16 protein-coding genes, 1 pseudogene and 1 riboswitch are annotated in these 14858 nt (G+C 34.8%); of the genes and pseudogenes, 9 read left to right on the top strand and 8 right to left on the bottom strand.

Translation table 11 applies throughout. The annotated features are described in order from the left end of the window. Positions 1-156: 156 nt before the first annotated feature. The 7 genes and pseudogenes from LDB17_RS02685 to LDB17_RS02715 form a co-directional block, all read left to right on the top strand. Positions 157-711: an RNA polymerase sigma-70 factor gene (locus tag LDB17_RS02685; protein ID WP_252639076.1), complete on the top strand. Its 555-nt coding sequence runs from the start codon at positions 157-159 to the stop codon at positions 709-711. Between the two features lie 138 nt (positions 712-849). Beyond that, positions 850-1863, top strand: coding sequence for a FecR family protein (locus LDB17_RS02690; protein ID WP_252639075.1), 1014 nt, complete (start codon positions 850-852; stop codon positions 1861-1863). A gap of 10 nt (positions 1864-1873) precedes the next feature. After that, entirely contained in the window at positions 1874-2962 is a 1089-nt protein-coding gene (locus LDB17_RS02695; protein WP_252639074.1) for a DUF3575 domain-containing protein, read from the top strand. A gap of 119 nt (positions 2963-3081) precedes the next feature. Continuing rightward, a complete protein-coding gene (locus tag LDB17_RS02700; protein WP_252639073.1) occupies positions 3082-4554 on the top strand; it encodes a DUF3868 domain-containing protein in 1473 nt (490 codons plus the stop codon). A gap of 241 nt (positions 4555-4795) precedes the next feature. After that, positions 4796-6067 (top strand): Mfa1 family fimbria major subunit, encoded by a 1272-nt coding sequence (locus LDB17_RS02705; protein ID WP_252639072.1) that lies wholly within the window; start codon positions 4796-4798, stop codon positions 6065-6067. Between the two features lie 105 nt (positions 6068-6172). After that, on the top strand, positions 6173-7114 hold the full coding sequence (locus LDB17_RS02710; protein WP_252639071.1) for a FimB/Mfa2 family fimbrial subunit: 942 nt from the start codon (positions 6173-6175) through the stop codon (positions 7112-7114). A 158-nt stretch (positions 7115-7272) separates the two neighbouring features. Beyond that, a pseudogene (locus LDB17_RS02715) lies at positions 7273-8217 on the top strand (FimB/Mfa2 family fimbrial subunit); the annotation flags it as partial. Positions 8218-8309: 92 nt separating this feature from the next. Here LDB17_RS02715 and arsM read toward each other — a convergent pair. The 8 genes from arsM to thiM form a co-directional block, all read right to left on the bottom strand. After that, complete coding sequence (gene arsM / locus LDB17_RS02720; RefSeq protein ID WP_252639070.1) at positions 8310-9113, bottom strand: arsenite methyltransferase; 804 nt, start codon at positions 9111-9113, stop codon at positions 8310-8312. Positions 9114-9133: 20 nt separating this feature from the next. Continuing rightward, positions 9134-10168 (bottom strand): ACR3 family arsenite efflux transporter, encoded by a 1035-nt coding sequence (gene arsB / locus LDB17_RS02725; RefSeq protein ID WP_289781711.1) that lies wholly within the window; start codon positions 10166-10168, stop codon positions 9134-9136. Continuing rightward, entirely contained in the window at positions 10161-10586 is a 426-nt protein-coding gene (locus LDB17_RS02730; protein WP_252639068.1) for an arsenate reductase ArsC, read from the bottom strand. Before LDB17_RS02730 ends, arsB begins: the two co-directional genes overlap by 8 nt. Before the next feature lie 67 nt (positions 10587-10653). Continuing rightward, positions 10654-10980 carry a helix-turn-helix transcriptional regulator gene (locus LDB17_RS02735; RefSeq protein WP_252639067.1) on the bottom strand — a complete coding sequence of 109 codons (327 nt, stop codon included), beginning with the start codon at positions 10978-10980 and terminating at the stop codon, positions 10654-10656. Positions 10981-11111: 131 nt separating this feature from the next. Beyond that, positions 11112-11924, bottom strand: a complete 813-nt coding sequence (gene thiD / locus LDB17_RS02740; protein WP_252639066.1) for a bifunctional hydroxymethylpyrimidine kinase/phosphomethylpyrimidine kinase — start codon at positions 11922-11924, stop codon at positions 11112-11114. Between the two features lie 13 nt (positions 11925-11937). Next, positions 11938-12588, bottom strand: coding sequence for a thiaminase II (gene tenA, locus LDB17_RS02745; RefSeq protein ID WP_252639065.1), 651 nt, complete (start codon positions 12586-12588; stop codon positions 11938-11940). Further along, a complete protein-coding gene (gene thiE, locus LDB17_RS02750; protein WP_252639064.1) occupies positions 12575-13231 on the bottom strand; it encodes a thiamine phosphate synthase in 657 nt (218 codons plus the stop codon). Before thiE ends, tenA begins: the two co-directional genes overlap by 14 nt. After that, positions 13228-14022, bottom strand: coding sequence for a hydroxyethylthiazole kinase (gene thiM, locus LDB17_RS02755; RefSeq protein ID WP_252639063.1), 795 nt, complete (start codon positions 14020-14022; stop codon positions 13228-13230). The genes thiE and thiM overlap by 4 nt, the downstream gene beginning before the upstream one ends. A gap of 107 nt (positions 14023-14129) precedes the next feature. After that, a riboswitch (TPP riboswitch) is annotated at positions 14130-14227 on the bottom strand. Between the two features lie 183 nt (positions 14228-14410). On the opposite strand from thiM, the gene LDB17_RS02760 reads away from it, so the two are divergent. Both LDB17_RS02760 and LDB17_RS02765 read left to right on the top strand, forming a co-directional pair. Further along, positions 14411-14614 carry a DUF6132 family protein gene (locus tag LDB17_RS02760; protein WP_252639062.1) on the top strand — a complete coding sequence of 68 codons (204 nt, stop codon included), beginning with the start codon at positions 14411-14413 and terminating at the stop codon, positions 14612-14614. 13 nt (positions 14615-14627) lie between these two features. After that, the coding region (locus LDB17_RS02765; protein ID WP_393924874.1) for a rhodanese-like domain-containing protein at positions 14628-14858 on the top strand (231 nt) is incomplete at its 3' end.

Genomic DNA, 14858 nt, shown 5'->3' on the forward strand with positions numbered 1-14858 from the left:
TTGGGGGGCTTATTCCATTTTATACCGACAATCGGACATTAAGAAGTGTAAAATATTTATTCATAGACCGTGCGTTGCTCCTGTCTTATTCGTTTGCTCTTATTGAGGAGTATTTATGATAAATCAATTAATTTCTATAAATAATCTAATTATTCTTTGGAGAATCAGATAACATACAAACTATTGGAAGCTTTACAAAAAGGGAACCATAAAGCATTTGAAACGATCTTTCTGAAATATTTTCCGAAAGTAAAGTATTACATAAATGGCTTTGTCAAGTCTGTAGACGTTGCGGAAGAACTAACTCAGAGTGTATTTGCCAAAGTTTGGGAGAATCATGATTCATTTACAATACCTTCTAAAGGTATTAAAGGCTTTGATTCATATATATACACGATTGCCTATCGCCAAACGATCGATTATATCCGAGGCAAACAGATTCGCGAATCATTTTATAATGATCGAATAGTATTACCCTTAGACTTAGTAAACGCTGAGGATGAGTATATAGCAAAGGAAACGATGTTGCTGGTAGAGATGGAGATAGAAAATATGCCAGAAAAGCAGCGGACTATATATAAGATGAGCAGGACTCAAGGGATACCGAATGATAAGATAGCCGAACAGCTAGAGATAAGTAAAAGAACAGTCGAAAATCAATTGAGCTTAGCAATGAAAAAAATTAGAAATGTACTATCATTTTTCTTTTAAAAAAAGATATGCAATGATCATATTATTAAAACATTATGTAATTAAAGAGAGAAAATTATTTTTTTTGACCGTGCGTAGATACAGGCTAGATCGTTTTTAATACAGAACGTGAAAGTAAAGCTCAACAAAAAATAGAAAATGAATAATGTACCAACTAAGCAATATTATAAGCTTATAAGCAGGTTCTTTGAGAATAGATACTCCGAGAAGTTGGAAAATAAGATACATGCATGGCTGGTTAATCCTGAAAATTCTGAAGAAAAGCAAAAAGCTATGCATAGGCTCTGGGATTCATTAGATAATCAGGAAGATTTATCGTCTAAACAAGAATATGAAAAGATTACAAAAAAACTAGGTTTTAACAAGAAGAAAAGAATAAGCCAACGCCCTTATTACTGGCTTCGTGTAGCAGTAGTGTTTTTACCTTTACTGCTATTGATAGGAATATATAATTTGACGAAGGATGTTCCGAAAGATAAAGATAAACAGGCGGTTGTGGTTGATGTTCCTTATGGTAAACATGAAGAGGTAAGGCTAGCTTGCGGTTCGCAGATATGGATTAAATCGGGGAGTAAAATTAAATATAATGAAAATTCGAAAGACAGCGCTAGAATTATAAATTTGGAAGGACAAGCTTATTTATCGGTAACAAGGCAGAAGAACATGCCATTTATAGTGCGCACAAAATATCTGGATGTAAAAGTACTTGGAACTCAATTTAATGTATCGGCATATCCTGATGACGAATCAACTGTTGTAACATTAAACAAGGGGTCAATTGCTATACGAACTATTGATAATAAGGAATTTACACTAAAACCGAATCAGCAGTTTATATTAAATAACACAACCAAAGAAGGGATTATACGAGATCTGGATACAAATGCTGTTAAAGATATTGCGGATTGGACGAATGGAAAGATTGTATTTGATAATGAAACACTAAAAGCGATTACCTTAACGCTTAAACGTGAGTTTAATATTGATGTGGAAATTGATAAAGATGTCGATCTCAACAGAAGTTATACGGTAACGATAGAGCAATCGGATAACTTAACTGAAATAATAGAGATATTCAGATGCTTGGATAATAGCTTATCCTATAAAATAGAGAGTAATAAGGTGTATATAAGTAATAATAAGACAGAATAACCAACTAAAAATGCAATTATATAAGAAAATGTATCCACTAATGTATGGATATAGGCTTCACATGCTCAAAACGATACTTCTTTTACTTTGTCTCTATGCACTGCCAACGCTATCAGCACAGGAGAATGATGTGACAGTTGTAGGACAAAATATTCCGGTGAGTGAAGTTCTATCTCAGATAGAATCTCAAACAAAATATTCTTTTGCTTTTGTAAACTCCAACTTTAACACAAACCGCAAGATAACAATTCGACTGCATGACGCTGATCTGAAAACTGTTTTAGATCAGTTGTTGGCAGATACGGACTATACTTATACTATACGGAAGAATCTTATTTTTTTATCTCCGACTAAAACCTCGAAAAGAAAGGAAAACCTTATTCACGTAAAAGATGCTAAAGAAAGTCCGGCAGTATCTGTTGAAGTGGACAAAGAGTTGAATGAAGAAATAAAAGTGATACCTCTTGATCTTTCATTATTACCTGAGAGCAAGAATGTGACTTTGAAATCGATATCCTCAGCAAAAGATTCTTTGGATTTGAATAAAACGGTTGATCTTCTGAATAATCTGACAGATTGGAGACCAACTCAGGCGAAGACTCCTCTATGGGCCGTAAAAAGTAACTTGTTGTTTGATATGACTAGCTCGATTGCTTTTGGGACAGAGGTTAAAGTAGGAGAGAGATATAGCCTAGACGTGTCTTTTAGTTACAATCCATGGGAGTTTAATGTTAACAAGAATATGAAATATATACTTGTACAGCCTGAGATGCGGTATTGGTTATGTGAACCTTTCAATGGTCACTTCTTCGGATTACATGCTGTTTATGCTCATTATAATTTGACCGGGCTTCCATTCTCAGATTATATGAAAAACAGTCGTTTGCAAGGAGACTTATATGGCGTTGGATTTAGTTACGGGTATCAATGGAGTATGTCTAAACGTTGGTCGCTCGAAGGGAATTTTGGAGTGGGCTATTTACATGCTGATCATGATCGATATGCTTGCAAGAGTTGTAAAAAGTTTTTAGGCACCGAGAGCAAAAACTTCTTTGCACCCACTAAGGCTTCATTATCTGTGATTTATTTTATTAAGTGACAGTTCGCAATAGTCAAGGGAGGATAAAAATCAGCAGACATACCTTTACGTATGTTTGACTAATAAAACATAACAAATATATATCTAAAGCCTCTAATGAAAGGCTTAAGTAAAATCATATGAAACGAATATTAATATTTATACTATTTACAATCATTGTATTAAGTGTTTCTGCAAAGGAATATCCGGGACGAATTATTTTTATAAGTAACGAGGTAAAAGAAGTCAATGATAGTCTTCATGTATACTTTAAAGTAAATATTAGTGCAGGTGCTGTCAATGATTGTACTGCGATGTATTTAACACCTCAGTTGCTCTCGAATGAATCAGTTATGGTGTTTCCTTATGTGCTTATTTCTGGAAATAAGAAATACAATCTAATTGAAAGATGGAAGTCTTTAAATAAAGATAAGGTTGAAAATATTATTCCCTATACAACCATTATCACCAATCAGTTTACAGATACATTGCTTACTTATGATTTCAAAGTTCCGTATGAAATATGGATGGATAGTGCACATTTGGTAATCAAGCAAGAACTAACAGGGTGTAGAAATGAAAATCACTTCTTTACTTTTCTGATGAACAATAAGGTAAAAGTAAAATCTCACACACCTTATCAGGTAAATCCTTTAGTCTCTTATATAGAGCCAAAATCTGAATCTAAAATACTTAGGATACAGGGAGAAGCGTATCTTGATTTTCAGGTAGGGAAATCTGTTATTCTTCCCCAATATCGCCATAACCAGGAGGAATTAGAAAAAATAGATGCTTTGGTAAAAAGTATTAATAATGATTCTGATTTAAAAATAAAAAGCGTATTTATAGAAGGTTATGCATCTCCGGAAGGTTCTTATACCGCAAATGATCGTTTGTCTTATGCACGGGCAATAGCTTTGAGAAACTATATGAAAGATAAATTTAGTTTTTCGGAAAGCTTCTTTCGAGTAAGCAATATTACTGAAGATTGGGATAGGCTTAAACAGCTGGTACTTCAATCAAATATTGCATACAAGAATGAAATAATAGAGGTTATAGATAATGCAGATATTTCTGACGGATACAAATCTGAACTGACAAAATTAGCGAACGGAGTTCCTTATAGACAAATGTCGGACGAATTATTTCCTCAGTTGAGGCGTGTTGAATATAATATAAACGTGACAGTTAAAAATTATACACTCGATCAGGCTAAGAGTTTATTTCGAAAAAAAGACTCACAACTCAATCAACTGGAACTTTATGAAATAGCTCAAAGCTATGGTGAAGGGAGTAAAGAATTTGTAGAGATATTAGTCGATACTATTCCAAAATATTATCCCGGCGATCAAACGGCAAATAATAATGCAGGTGCAGCTCTTATCTTAATAAATGAATTGTCTCTAGCTAAAAGAAATTTGTTAAATGCAGGCTCTAATCCATCCACATTAAATAACCTTGGTGTCATTTTTTTGAAAGAAGGAGATCTCGATCAAGCTGAAGACTTGTTTCGAAGGGCTTTCGCGGGAGGGGTTTCAGAAGCAAATCATAATCTACAGGAGTTACAGATCAAACGAGAAGATAATCTCAAAATGGAACGATATAATAAGTAAGGATGAGAGGTGTGATTAGAGTATTGATAATCATTAGAAAAACATTAGATTTTTAGATGCTGATTCTAACTTTTTTATAATGAGATATATAAGATCATCCTCATCTGATATGCCTAGTTTTGTACTATAAATTAAAGTGATTGATAATCTCGAATCAGAAAAACTGAAAAAGATTTATTCGATAAATAATTTATAAAGAGAGAATCCATAAATAAATAATTAATTCAAAACAATTTTAAAAATGAAAGTATTTTTCAACTATTTAATTGCAACTTCAGCTCTGATAGCCGGTTTCACAAGTTGCTCCAATGATGATGACCTAACAGGTAAGGGTGGAAATCCTACTCCTAATGGTAAAGCTACAACTTTTACTCTTTCGATAGCTCAGCCAAAAACTTATGCAACAGATGTGAATGCTACTGCCGATGAAAATATGATGACTTCAGTTGATGTATTCATCTTTAACGATAGCGATGTCCTTGAGAAACGTGAACGTTTGAGTAGTTCAGACTTTACTTCGTCTACAGATAATGAGTACACAGCTAACAGGACAATTGCTACAACTGTAGGAGCAAAAAAAATCTATGTGGGTGTAAACTTATCCGACGAATTAGCTAGAGATGTTGCAAGCAGAGGCTTGACTGCAATATATCAAGTTTCAAGCGCAAATGATTTAATGAATCCTACAAACGGTTTTGCTATGTTCAGTAAAGTTGCGTCAAATCCTACTTTTGTAGAAGAAACTGATGCTACTGCTGCTACAGCAAACAAAGTATCAGCAACTGTATCTCGTTTATTAGCAAAGGTAGCCGTAGAAAAAGGCGCAGGATTGCAATATAATGTATTGGGAGGAACAGTATCTGACTTACAATTTTCATTAAGTAACATTACGAAATTATATTATGTACTTCCTAATGCTCTGAACTATAGTCCGACTAATACACTGGCTGATTTTTATAAAGAAAATAGTTATAAAGCTGTAAATGCAAATGGTACAGCAATTAAAACAGCAAATGTATCATATGCTTTAGAAAATATATCTACTCAGAGCCTTGAAGGATATTCAACATATGCTTCTATCCGTGCAAAATTTTTACCAACTAAAGTTGTAAAACTAAGTGTTGCCGGAAATGGTTCTAGCGGATTGGTTAGTGAAACAGCTCCGGTTAATCCCCAAACATTCTATGTTGTATCAAATGCAGGTGTTAAATATTATTTTATCGATCAAACAGATGCTGCTGCTTACGATGCTACAATAAATGGGACCACTCCAACTATGAGTATCTATCAAGACGGATATTGTTTTTACAAGGCCTATTTGAATCCGGCACACAATTATAATATTTTCCGTAACAATCTTTACAAAATAAATATTACAGCAATAAATGGTTTAGGACAAAGTGGAGATAATATCGATAATCCGGGTCATGAAATATCTAAACCAACTAATATTACAATTGATATAGTGGTTGAGCCTTGGGCAGAAAATACTCAGGATAGTGAAATTTTATAATTCTAACATTAAAAGAAAATAGTTAATACCAGTATCGCAAAGCAATGATACTTTGCGATACGGATTAACTCAATAAAAAGATTCTCTTATTGACAAATATTTATAATGAAACACTTGAAATATATACCGCTATTATTTCTGATTCTGTTAGTTTCGATGCAATATTCTTGTATTGACCAGAAGCTGGAAGATTGCCTTCCCGAAAATAAAGATATACGTGTATATTTTGAATACACACCTCGAATCTACTCAGGTACTATTCTGGATACAAAAGAAGTAAAGGATGTAAAGCTTTATATATTTGATAAAAATGGCAACTTTATGCAAGAAAAGCATGATGCTCAACCATCATTCGGAACAAATTATTACATGACTATTTCTCTTCAGCCAGGCACATACACTCTTGTTTCATGGATAAATTTAGAAGATCCATATAAACAGAACAGCTACTCGAATTTAGATGAAAGACGAGTATATATTGAAAAAGATAAAGATGATACTGTCCGAATAAATCCTCCGGCATTATTTTATGCCTACAGAACATCGGTAGATGTGAGAGACGAGGAAGATCAGAGAGTAGGATTATCTCTTACAAGAAATACAAATACAATAAATATTAAGACGAAAAATTTCGTACCAAACAGTAACGATTACAAGCTGATTATAACAGCACGTAACGGTATTTATAAATTTGACAACTCATTCGCTTCCGATACGGAAGAGGTTCATTATACAAGTTCTCTGCTAATTGGTGGAGATCAACAATTGTCAGGTTCTCAGAATATACTCAGATTGAGTAAAGACCGTAAAGATCCTATCCTGAAAATTTTAAGTCCTACAGCAAACCAGATTGTATATCAAGCTAGTTTAATGACTCTTATAGAAAAAATAAACGAAGATGTACAGGTGATAGATATCGACAATACACATACGTATGACATCTTGTTGATATTTGCTCACCCTTATGTTCCCGGACAATCCAATATGGATATAACAGTTACTATCAATGGATGGGTCGTAAATATGAATAATACAGAATTGCAATAACTCATAATAATATAGAAAACAGATAATCGATGAAGCAAATATTCTTTTATATACTACCATTACTTTTTGTACTGATCGGCTGTCGTGACGATTATGAAGAAGGAGATCACTTTCCCGTTTCTAAAGAAGGTAAAGTACAAGTACCATTTAGTATAAGTATGCCGGCTCAATTGCCTAAAACCTACGCATTGGATGAAAACGATGAAAATGAAGTTAGATCTATTGACATATTGGCTTTTAAAGTAAATGGCAATGATGAAACCTTTGCCTATCGAGCACAAGCTGATCAAGGTTCGATAGTCGATGATGGAGTTAATAATAAGAAAAAGTTTGTTGTTACTCTCTTTAAAGATGGCTCTCAGACATACCGGTTTGTTGCTTTGGCTAATGCGAAAGATGAGTTGGATAATACTTTTGCCGGAGGTATTACTGTTGGAACGTCGAAAGACGCCATAATGCAACAATTGCAACTTACAGGTATAAATAAATGGAATGTAAATAATGGAACTGCCGGATATTTACCGATTCCTATGTGGGGAGAAACCCCCAATAGTATAATAATTCAAGATAATACTACAATTACAGACTTGAAGTTATTACGAATGGTTGCCAAAATTAATGTCAAAATAGACCCTTCAATAAGCGAGAATAGTTTTGCTTTATCAAGTGTGTCTTTATACAACTATTATAGCGCGGGAAGGATTGTTCCTGATGCAGTAAATCTTGTGACAGGTAGCAGCTCAACCGTAGAAAAGCCCACGGTAATAGGTACGACAACTAAAGGACCTATCGACTATGAAGGCTCTAGTATAGTTGCAAACAATAGTATTATTAATAACATATATACTTTCGAATCTGTAGTACCCAAGACTTCTTCTGAAGTGAATTTGAGTAAAGTAACAACATTGGTGCTAGGAGGCAAGTATAATGGTTCTACTGAGGTTAGTTATTACCGTGTTGACATAGCTAATGGGAAGACTTATTTAGATATACTACGAAACCACCTATACACAATTAATATAACCAAAGTGAAATCGGCAGGATATGGTACTAAAGAAGATGCATTCAATTCAAGACCTATCAATATTGAGGCAGAGGTTGTTGTTTGGGACGAAGCTGCGATTGGCAATATTGAATTCGATGGGCAGTTTATGCTTGCAGTTTCTCAAGGAAAGTTTGATTTTACAAAAAGTGCTTATACTACATTTAGTGAAGATAATACAGTAAGCATTCCTTTTTTATATTTTTCAATTGTCGATTCATCGAGATGTTCCTCTAAAACATCATCAGGAATGATTACCATTTTTGTCCTTTCAATTTTTATATTAGTAAAATTAGCTTTTTCAATCTCGCCTAAATAATCGTCTTTTTGTATGGCACTGGCTATACAGCCTGCATACATAGAAGCATTATCCGTAAACTCTTTTGGAAATAAACCATTCAGCACCACATCGGAAATACAGAAATGGCCTCCATGTTTCAATATCCGATATATTTCTTTAAATATCTTATCCTTTTCAGGTAACAAATTTAAAACACAATTACTTACTACAACATCTATAGAACTATCGGGTAGAGGCATATTTTCTATATCTCCCTCAATAAATTCGACATTGGTATATCTTCGCCTAGTTGCATTCTTTCGCGCTTTTTCTATCATTTGTGGAGAAAAGTCAATGCCGATTACTCTCCCTGTTTCTCCGACTTCTGCTCGGGCTATAAAACAGTCGTTGCCCGCACCCGAGCCTAAATCCAAAACGGTATTACCCTCTTTAATACCTGCATACTCAGTAGGTAATCCACAGCCTACTCCTAAGTCTGCATCTGCTTCATATCCATTAAGCCCACTGTAATCTTCGCTCATGATCGTAAAGACCTTTTTTGAAGGAGTAGCAGGACTCGTTCCACAACAGCAACCTGACTTTAGAGCATCGCTATTCAATGCTAGTTCGCTATATCTCTGCTTTACTAAAGCTTTCTTTTCTTCGTTTGAATTCATCTTAAAGTATTGTAGTTATTTTATTTGTAATATTTCTTCTTTAACCAAAAAGCAATGTTCACTAAAAGTATGAGTACAGGTACTTCAACCAATGGCCCTACTACTCCAGCAAAGGCTTGCCCGCTATGTAAGCCGAAGACTCCGATAGCAACTGCAATAGCCAATTCAAAATTATTGCCCGTAGCTGTAAATGCTATCGAAGCATTTTTATCGTAAGATGCTCCCATTAATTTTCCTGCAAAGAAGCTGAGGAAGAACATGACTACGAAATAGATCAATAACGGTATGGCTATACGTAACATATCCAACGGTATTTGTACGATCAGTTCCCCTTTGAGACTAAACATTAATACAATGGTAAATAGTAAGGCGATTAAAGTAATGGGAGAGATTGCCGGGATAAACTTTTCTTTATACCATTGTTCCCCTTTGATTTTAACTAATATCAAACGGCTTAGAATACCCATCAGAAAAGGAATTCCTAAATAAATAGCTACTGTTCCGGCAATTGTTTCTATGGATATATCAACAATTACACCTTCGAAGCCAAATAACTGTGGTAGCTTTGTTACAAATAACCAAGCATAAAAACTATAAAAGAATACCTGGAAGATACTGTTTAATGCAACCAATCCTGCACCATATTCGGTATTCCCTTCTGCCAGGTCGTTCCATACAAGCACCATTGCTATACACCGTGCAAGACCTATCAGAATAACCCCAACCATATATTCAGGATAATCGTGCAAAAAGAGAATGGCCAGTAAGAACATTAAGACAGGCCCGATAATCCAATTAAGGATTAAGGAAATAGATAATATTTTTACGCTAGAAAATACTTTCGGTAGTTGTTTATAATCCACTTTTGCCAATGGTGGGTACATCATCAGAATAAGACCGATTGCCAAAGGAATGTTTGTTGTACCGCTCGACATAGAATCTATGTAGCTGCTGAAAGTGGGTATAAAATAACCTAATCCTATACCGATAGCTATCGCAAGGAAAATCCAAAGCGTTAAGTTTTTATCTAAGAAATTCATCATCCTTTTACTCATGACCTTTTATCTTATCGGTGTATAATTTATAAAATATTTTTTTGATTTCATCCCGTACTCTGATATACTCGGATTGAATAAATTCAGGTGTTCCTATAGCTTCGGAGGGATCATCAAAACCAATAGGTAAGCGGTTCTTTACTTTTCCTAAGAATGTTGGGCAGCTTTCTTTTGCACCTCCGCAAACAGTAATCACATAATCCCACTCATCATTCATGTATTTGTCTACACTATCGGATGTATGATGTGAAATATCTACTCCTGCATCCTGCATGACTTCTATAGCCTTTGGGTTTACTTTTCCGCTAGCTTTTGTCCCTGCAGAATAAACAGACAATGAAGGATCAAATGATTGTAAAAAGCCATGTGCCATTTGACTGCGACAACTGTTGCCAGTGCAAAGTATGAGTATTTTCATATTTTATATTTATTAGAAGTTAATCCGTTCGTTGTTCGTGAAAACACGAATATTGCAAATAAATTTTTTACTTCGCATTACAATTATCTTCATTGCGAATCTCTATGAAAAATGTTGAAAATAAACCTTTCGCTTTGTTCCAATTCTCCTTATTGATACAATATTTCACAGTAGGTAATGTGATTGTACCTTGAATTAATCCTGCATCTTTTAGTTCGTTCAAATGCTGAGACAGCGTACTTTTGGCAATGGGTAAAACTTCTGACATATCACCATGATAGCAGCAAGATTGATTGGCTAGCATTTCAAGTATAGCAATGCGAATAGGATGTCCTAATGCTTTCGCAAAGCGTGCAAGTTGTTCTTGATCGGCAGTTAATTCTTTTTTTGACATTGAGTTAATGTTTTTTTTATGTTCGCAAATATACGAATAATATTTTAATTCGTATATTTACGAACAATTCTTTGATGCAAATATTAACTTAATTCAGTAATTTTTTAATTTTTGAGTTTTAGAACCCTAAGTCATTGCCAAAAATTGAAAAAATGATGTACCGGGCCATGTCCTTTCCCTATTTTGTATTCTGCTCCGGCTAGTATAGCTTTATTTATATATTCCTTCGCTTTTATTATAGCATCGTTGAGCGAGATACCATGAGCTAGATAAGCTGCTATGGCAGACGAGAAAGTACAGCCTGTACCATGTGTGTTTTGTGTTTTAATTCGCTTTGAACTCAGATGTATAATTTCATCTGTTTCAGCGTTATAAAAAACGTCTATTAACTCATCATTAGTTAGGTGTCCTGCTTTTAGAAGTACAGAAACAGATCTGTCAAAAGATAAATCTTTGATAACTAAAGGTAAATCCTCTTGTGTTTGGATTTTTTTTTCTAATATTATCTCCGCTTCGGGTATATTGGGTGTTATTACCCGCACAAAAGGAATAAGCTCATTTTTTAATGTTTGGATGGCTTCATCTTGCAGCAATTTATCGCCTGATGTAGCTACCATAACAGGGTCTAATACAATATTTTTTATATTGTAATGCGATAATGTTTCTTTTACGGTACGTATAAGTTCAGAAGAATGTAGCATCCCTATTTTTATAGCATCCGCACCAATATCGTCTAGTACAGATTTGATTTGTCCTGCTACAAATGGAACCGGAATAGGGTGTACACCTGTTACACCAATCGTATTTTCGTCTACTACCGCCACTATTGCTGTTGCTCCATAACATCCGCAAGCAGAAAACGTTTTAAGGTCTGCCTGAATGCCGGCTCCTCCACTAGGGTCGCTTCCTGCTATGGATAACACTCGCTTATATTGTTTTTTCATTTTCCTTTGCTGTTTAAATTATCCACTTTTCTTGTTTATATGCACTGTCCCAAAACATCCATTCCAGTTTGGAGCACATCACAAATGCCTCGGTCATAGCTTGTTTTTGTGATTCGGTACATTGTGCAGCAACCTCATCGCAAATAGCAATAGCTCTCGATACAGATTCTTCGAAACCATCTCCGCCATAAGTGTTTATCCAACTCTGATATGGATTATACCCTTCAGTTTGATTTTTTAATATATAATCTCCCACTTTCTTATAAATCCAAAAACAAGGTAAAACAGCAGCTAATGCTACTTCTATAGGAGCATGGGCTAATTGTTTATGTAGGAATGATGTATATAACAAACAGGTAGGAGATGCTTCACTCTTTTCATCTTTTATTTCTTGCAGAAAAGATTCATGCAATGCATTTTCTACATTTATACTGTCGCTGGCAAAATTGACAAAGGCAGTAGTATGTTCTGTTTTGTCCAGCTTTGAGGCTATGCCTATCAATATCTTCCCATATTCAGCGAGGTATAAGGCATCTTGTCTGATGTAGAATATAAATCGTTCTTTTGTTAACTTTCCGTTTATTAATTCTTTTATAAATGGTAACTCCAGTATCTTATCATAAACAGGTTTTGCGGAAACCCATGCTTCTTCACTCCACTTCATTTGATTCTTTATTTTTTGATTTAATTATAATTTCTAATAATTCCGATGCTCCTAGTCGGGGATTGTCAGCAGACATAATAGCCGATACGACGGAAACCCCATCTGCTCCGGCACGAATAATATCTTGTGTATTTGATTTATTAATTCCTCCTATACCCACACTCGGATGTTTCGATATTTGAGTTATATCATGTACTCCACTTAAGCCTAAAGCTTGTGCGGTATCGGTCTTGGTTAAAGTTCCGAAAACAGGGGATATACCAATATAATCTATGTCTAGTTTATTGGCTTCAATAGCATCCTGTATATTCTCTACCGATAGACCAATAATTTTATTTTTGCCTAAGATTTTACGTGCTATATGATATGGTATATCATTTTGACCGATATGCAGTCCTTCTGCATCGCAAGCTAGTGCAATATCCAATCTGTCGTTGATTATTAGAGGTACATTATACGGTTTCAGACATTTTTTTAATTTCAAGGCTTGGTCATAAAATTCTTTCGAAGAACATGTTTTTTCTCTTAATTGCACCATCGTTACACCTCCTTTTACAGATTCTTCCACAACATCGTCTAATGCTCTGCCGAGGGATAATGAACGGTCGGTAACCAAATATAGGGTTAGATCAAAGTCTTTCATAGCCTGATGTTTTTTCTTACCATTTCTTCATTGATATTGAATAATGTATCGAGAAAGTTTACTTGTAAGCTTCCATTCCCTTGCGAGTGTGCAGCGGCAACTTCTCCACATATTCCCATCACCAACATCCCATGTGTGGCAGCTTCGAGCAGATTTTTATTTACTGCTGCAAAAGCTGCAACCACGGCTGTAGCTGTGCATCCCATTCCTGTGACTTTCGCCATCATTGGATTACCGTTTTTTACAGTTTCAACAGTTATGCCATCGGTTATATAATCAGTTTCGCCGCTGATTACAACTATTGCTTTTGTTTTATAAGCCAATGTTTTAGCCGAGTCTAATGCCGAGTCAGAAGCATTTGTGCTATCTACGCCTTTCGTCTGAGCCTGAGTATCAGACAAGGCTATTATTTCCGAAGCATTACCGCGTATAATCGACGGTTTACATTCTTCTATCAATTGTTTACATACCTTCGAGCGGTATGATGTTGCTCCGGCTCCAACCGGATCGAAGACAATTGGGGTAGATTTATTTAACGCTGTCTTCCCGGCTATAAGCATAGCCTCTACCCATAGAGCCTCTAATGTGCCGATATTGACAACCAATGATGAGGCTATATTTGTCATCTCTGCTACTTCGTCCACAGAATGTGCCATTACAGGAGATGCACCTATAGCCAGTAAGGCATTGGCAGTATTGTTCATTACTACATAATTTGTTATATTATGTATAAGCGGTGATTGTTTTCGGATCAGATCCAGATCTCGTATAAGAGATTCGATATTTATCATAATTATTTATTTTATGTATAGATATTTTTTATTTTTTACAATAAAAAAAGCCGCTTCATATCTATGAAACGGCTTGATTAATACTCTATATATAGTATTATTAATATCTTCTATTCATTCCGTTTCCCTACGACGCCAATTACAGCATATCAGGTTCAAGGGTTTAATCTCAGCTCTTATAAAAAGAACACCCCTAACAGAGATAAAACAAATTTACATATAAATATTGACAATAAAGGATATTCTTGCGACTCATTATGAACTAATCTTTATTTATTTGTTATTTAATGTTATTTATTTAATATTTTCTAATTATTTCTTTTAGAATTATTTTCTTGTGGAAATTATTTATTATCTTTGTAGCATTATAATATAAGAATAACTAGATATGCAAATTATAAAAAACAATTGGACATACCTTTTAGGTGCTCTCATCGGAGCAGTAGGCGGATATATGTACTGGAGGTATATCGGTTGTAGTACCGGTACTTGTCCCATAACTTCATCACCTACTATCAGTACTCTATACGGAGTATTGTTGGGAGGTTTATTCGGAGGAATATTTAAAAAGAATAAAGTAAAGAAACAGTAATAAAATAAATAATATGGCAGGATTTCTTAGCAGATTTTTTGGACTAGAGGACAAAGCTGACTTTAAGGCACTCTTAGAGAATGGTGCTATACTTTTAGATGTTCGTACAAAAGAAGAGTATAAACAAGGGGCGGCAATTAATTCAATCAATATTTCGTTAGATAGTTTAAGCAGTAATTTATCTAAACTGAAAAAAGATAAACCGATTATTGCTGTATGTGCGAGTGGCATGCGTAGCCGCAGT

Origin of the sequence: Dysgonomonas sp. Shenzhen-Wh21 (assembly GCF_043392705.1) — a bacterium.
GTDB lineage: Bacteria > Bacteroidota > Bacteroidia > Bacteroidales > Dysgonomonadaceae > Dysgonomonas.

Excerpts from the sequence above, each read along its gene's own strand:
- thiM (WP_252639063.1), bottom strand. The coding sequence starts at position 14,022 with ATGATAAATATCGAATCTCTTATACGAGATCTGGATCTGATCCGAAAA.
- LDB17_RS02760 (WP_252639062.1), top strand. The coding sequence starts at position 14,411 with ATGCAAATTATAAAAAACAATTGGACATACCTTTTAGGTGCTCTCATC.
- tenA (WP_252639065.1), bottom strand. The coding sequence starts at position 12,588 with ATGAAGTGGAGTGAAGAAGCATGGGTTTCCGCAAAACCTGTTTATGAT.
- arsB (WP_289781711.1), bottom strand. The coding sequence starts at position 10,168 with ATGAGTAAAAGGATGATGAATTTCTTAGATAAAAACTTAACGCTTTGG.
- LDB17_RS02700 (WP_252639073.1), top strand. The coding sequence starts at position 3,082 with ATGAAACGAATATTAATATTTATACTATTTACAATCATTGTATTAAGT.
- LDB17_RS02695 (WP_252639074.1), top strand. The coding sequence starts at position 1,874 with ATGCAATTATATAAGAAAATGTATCCACTAATGTATGGATATAGGCTT.
- LDB17_RS02735 (WP_252639067.1), bottom strand. The coding sequence starts at position 10,980 with ATGTCAAAAAAAGAATTAACTGCCGATCAAGAACAACTTGCACGCTTT.
- LDB17_RS02710 (WP_252639071.1), top strand. The coding sequence starts at position 6,173 with ATGAAACACTTGAAATATATACCGCTATTATTTCTGATTCTGTTAGTT.
- thiD (WP_252639066.1), bottom strand. The coding sequence starts at position 11,924 with ATGAAAAAACAATATAAGCGAGTGTTATCCATAGCAGGAAGCGACCCT.
- LDB17_RS02705 (WP_252639072.1), top strand. The coding sequence starts at position 4,796 with ATGAAAGTATTTTTCAACTATTTAATTGCAACTTCAGCTCTGATAGCC.
- thiE (WP_252639064.1), bottom strand. The coding sequence starts at position 13,231 with ATGAAAGACTTTGATCTAACCCTATATTTGGTTACCGACCGTTCATTA.
- arsM (WP_252639070.1), bottom strand. The coding sequence starts at position 9,113 with ATGAATTCAAACGAAGAAAAGAAAGCTTTAGTAAAGCAGAGATATAGC.
- LDB17_RS02690 (WP_252639075.1), top strand. The coding sequence starts at position 850 with ATGAATAATGTACCAACTAAGCAATATTATAAGCTTATAAGCAGGTTC.
- LDB17_RS02730 (WP_252639068.1), bottom strand. The coding sequence starts at position 10,586 with ATGAAAATACTCATACTTTGCACTGGCAACAGTTGTCGCAGTCAAATG.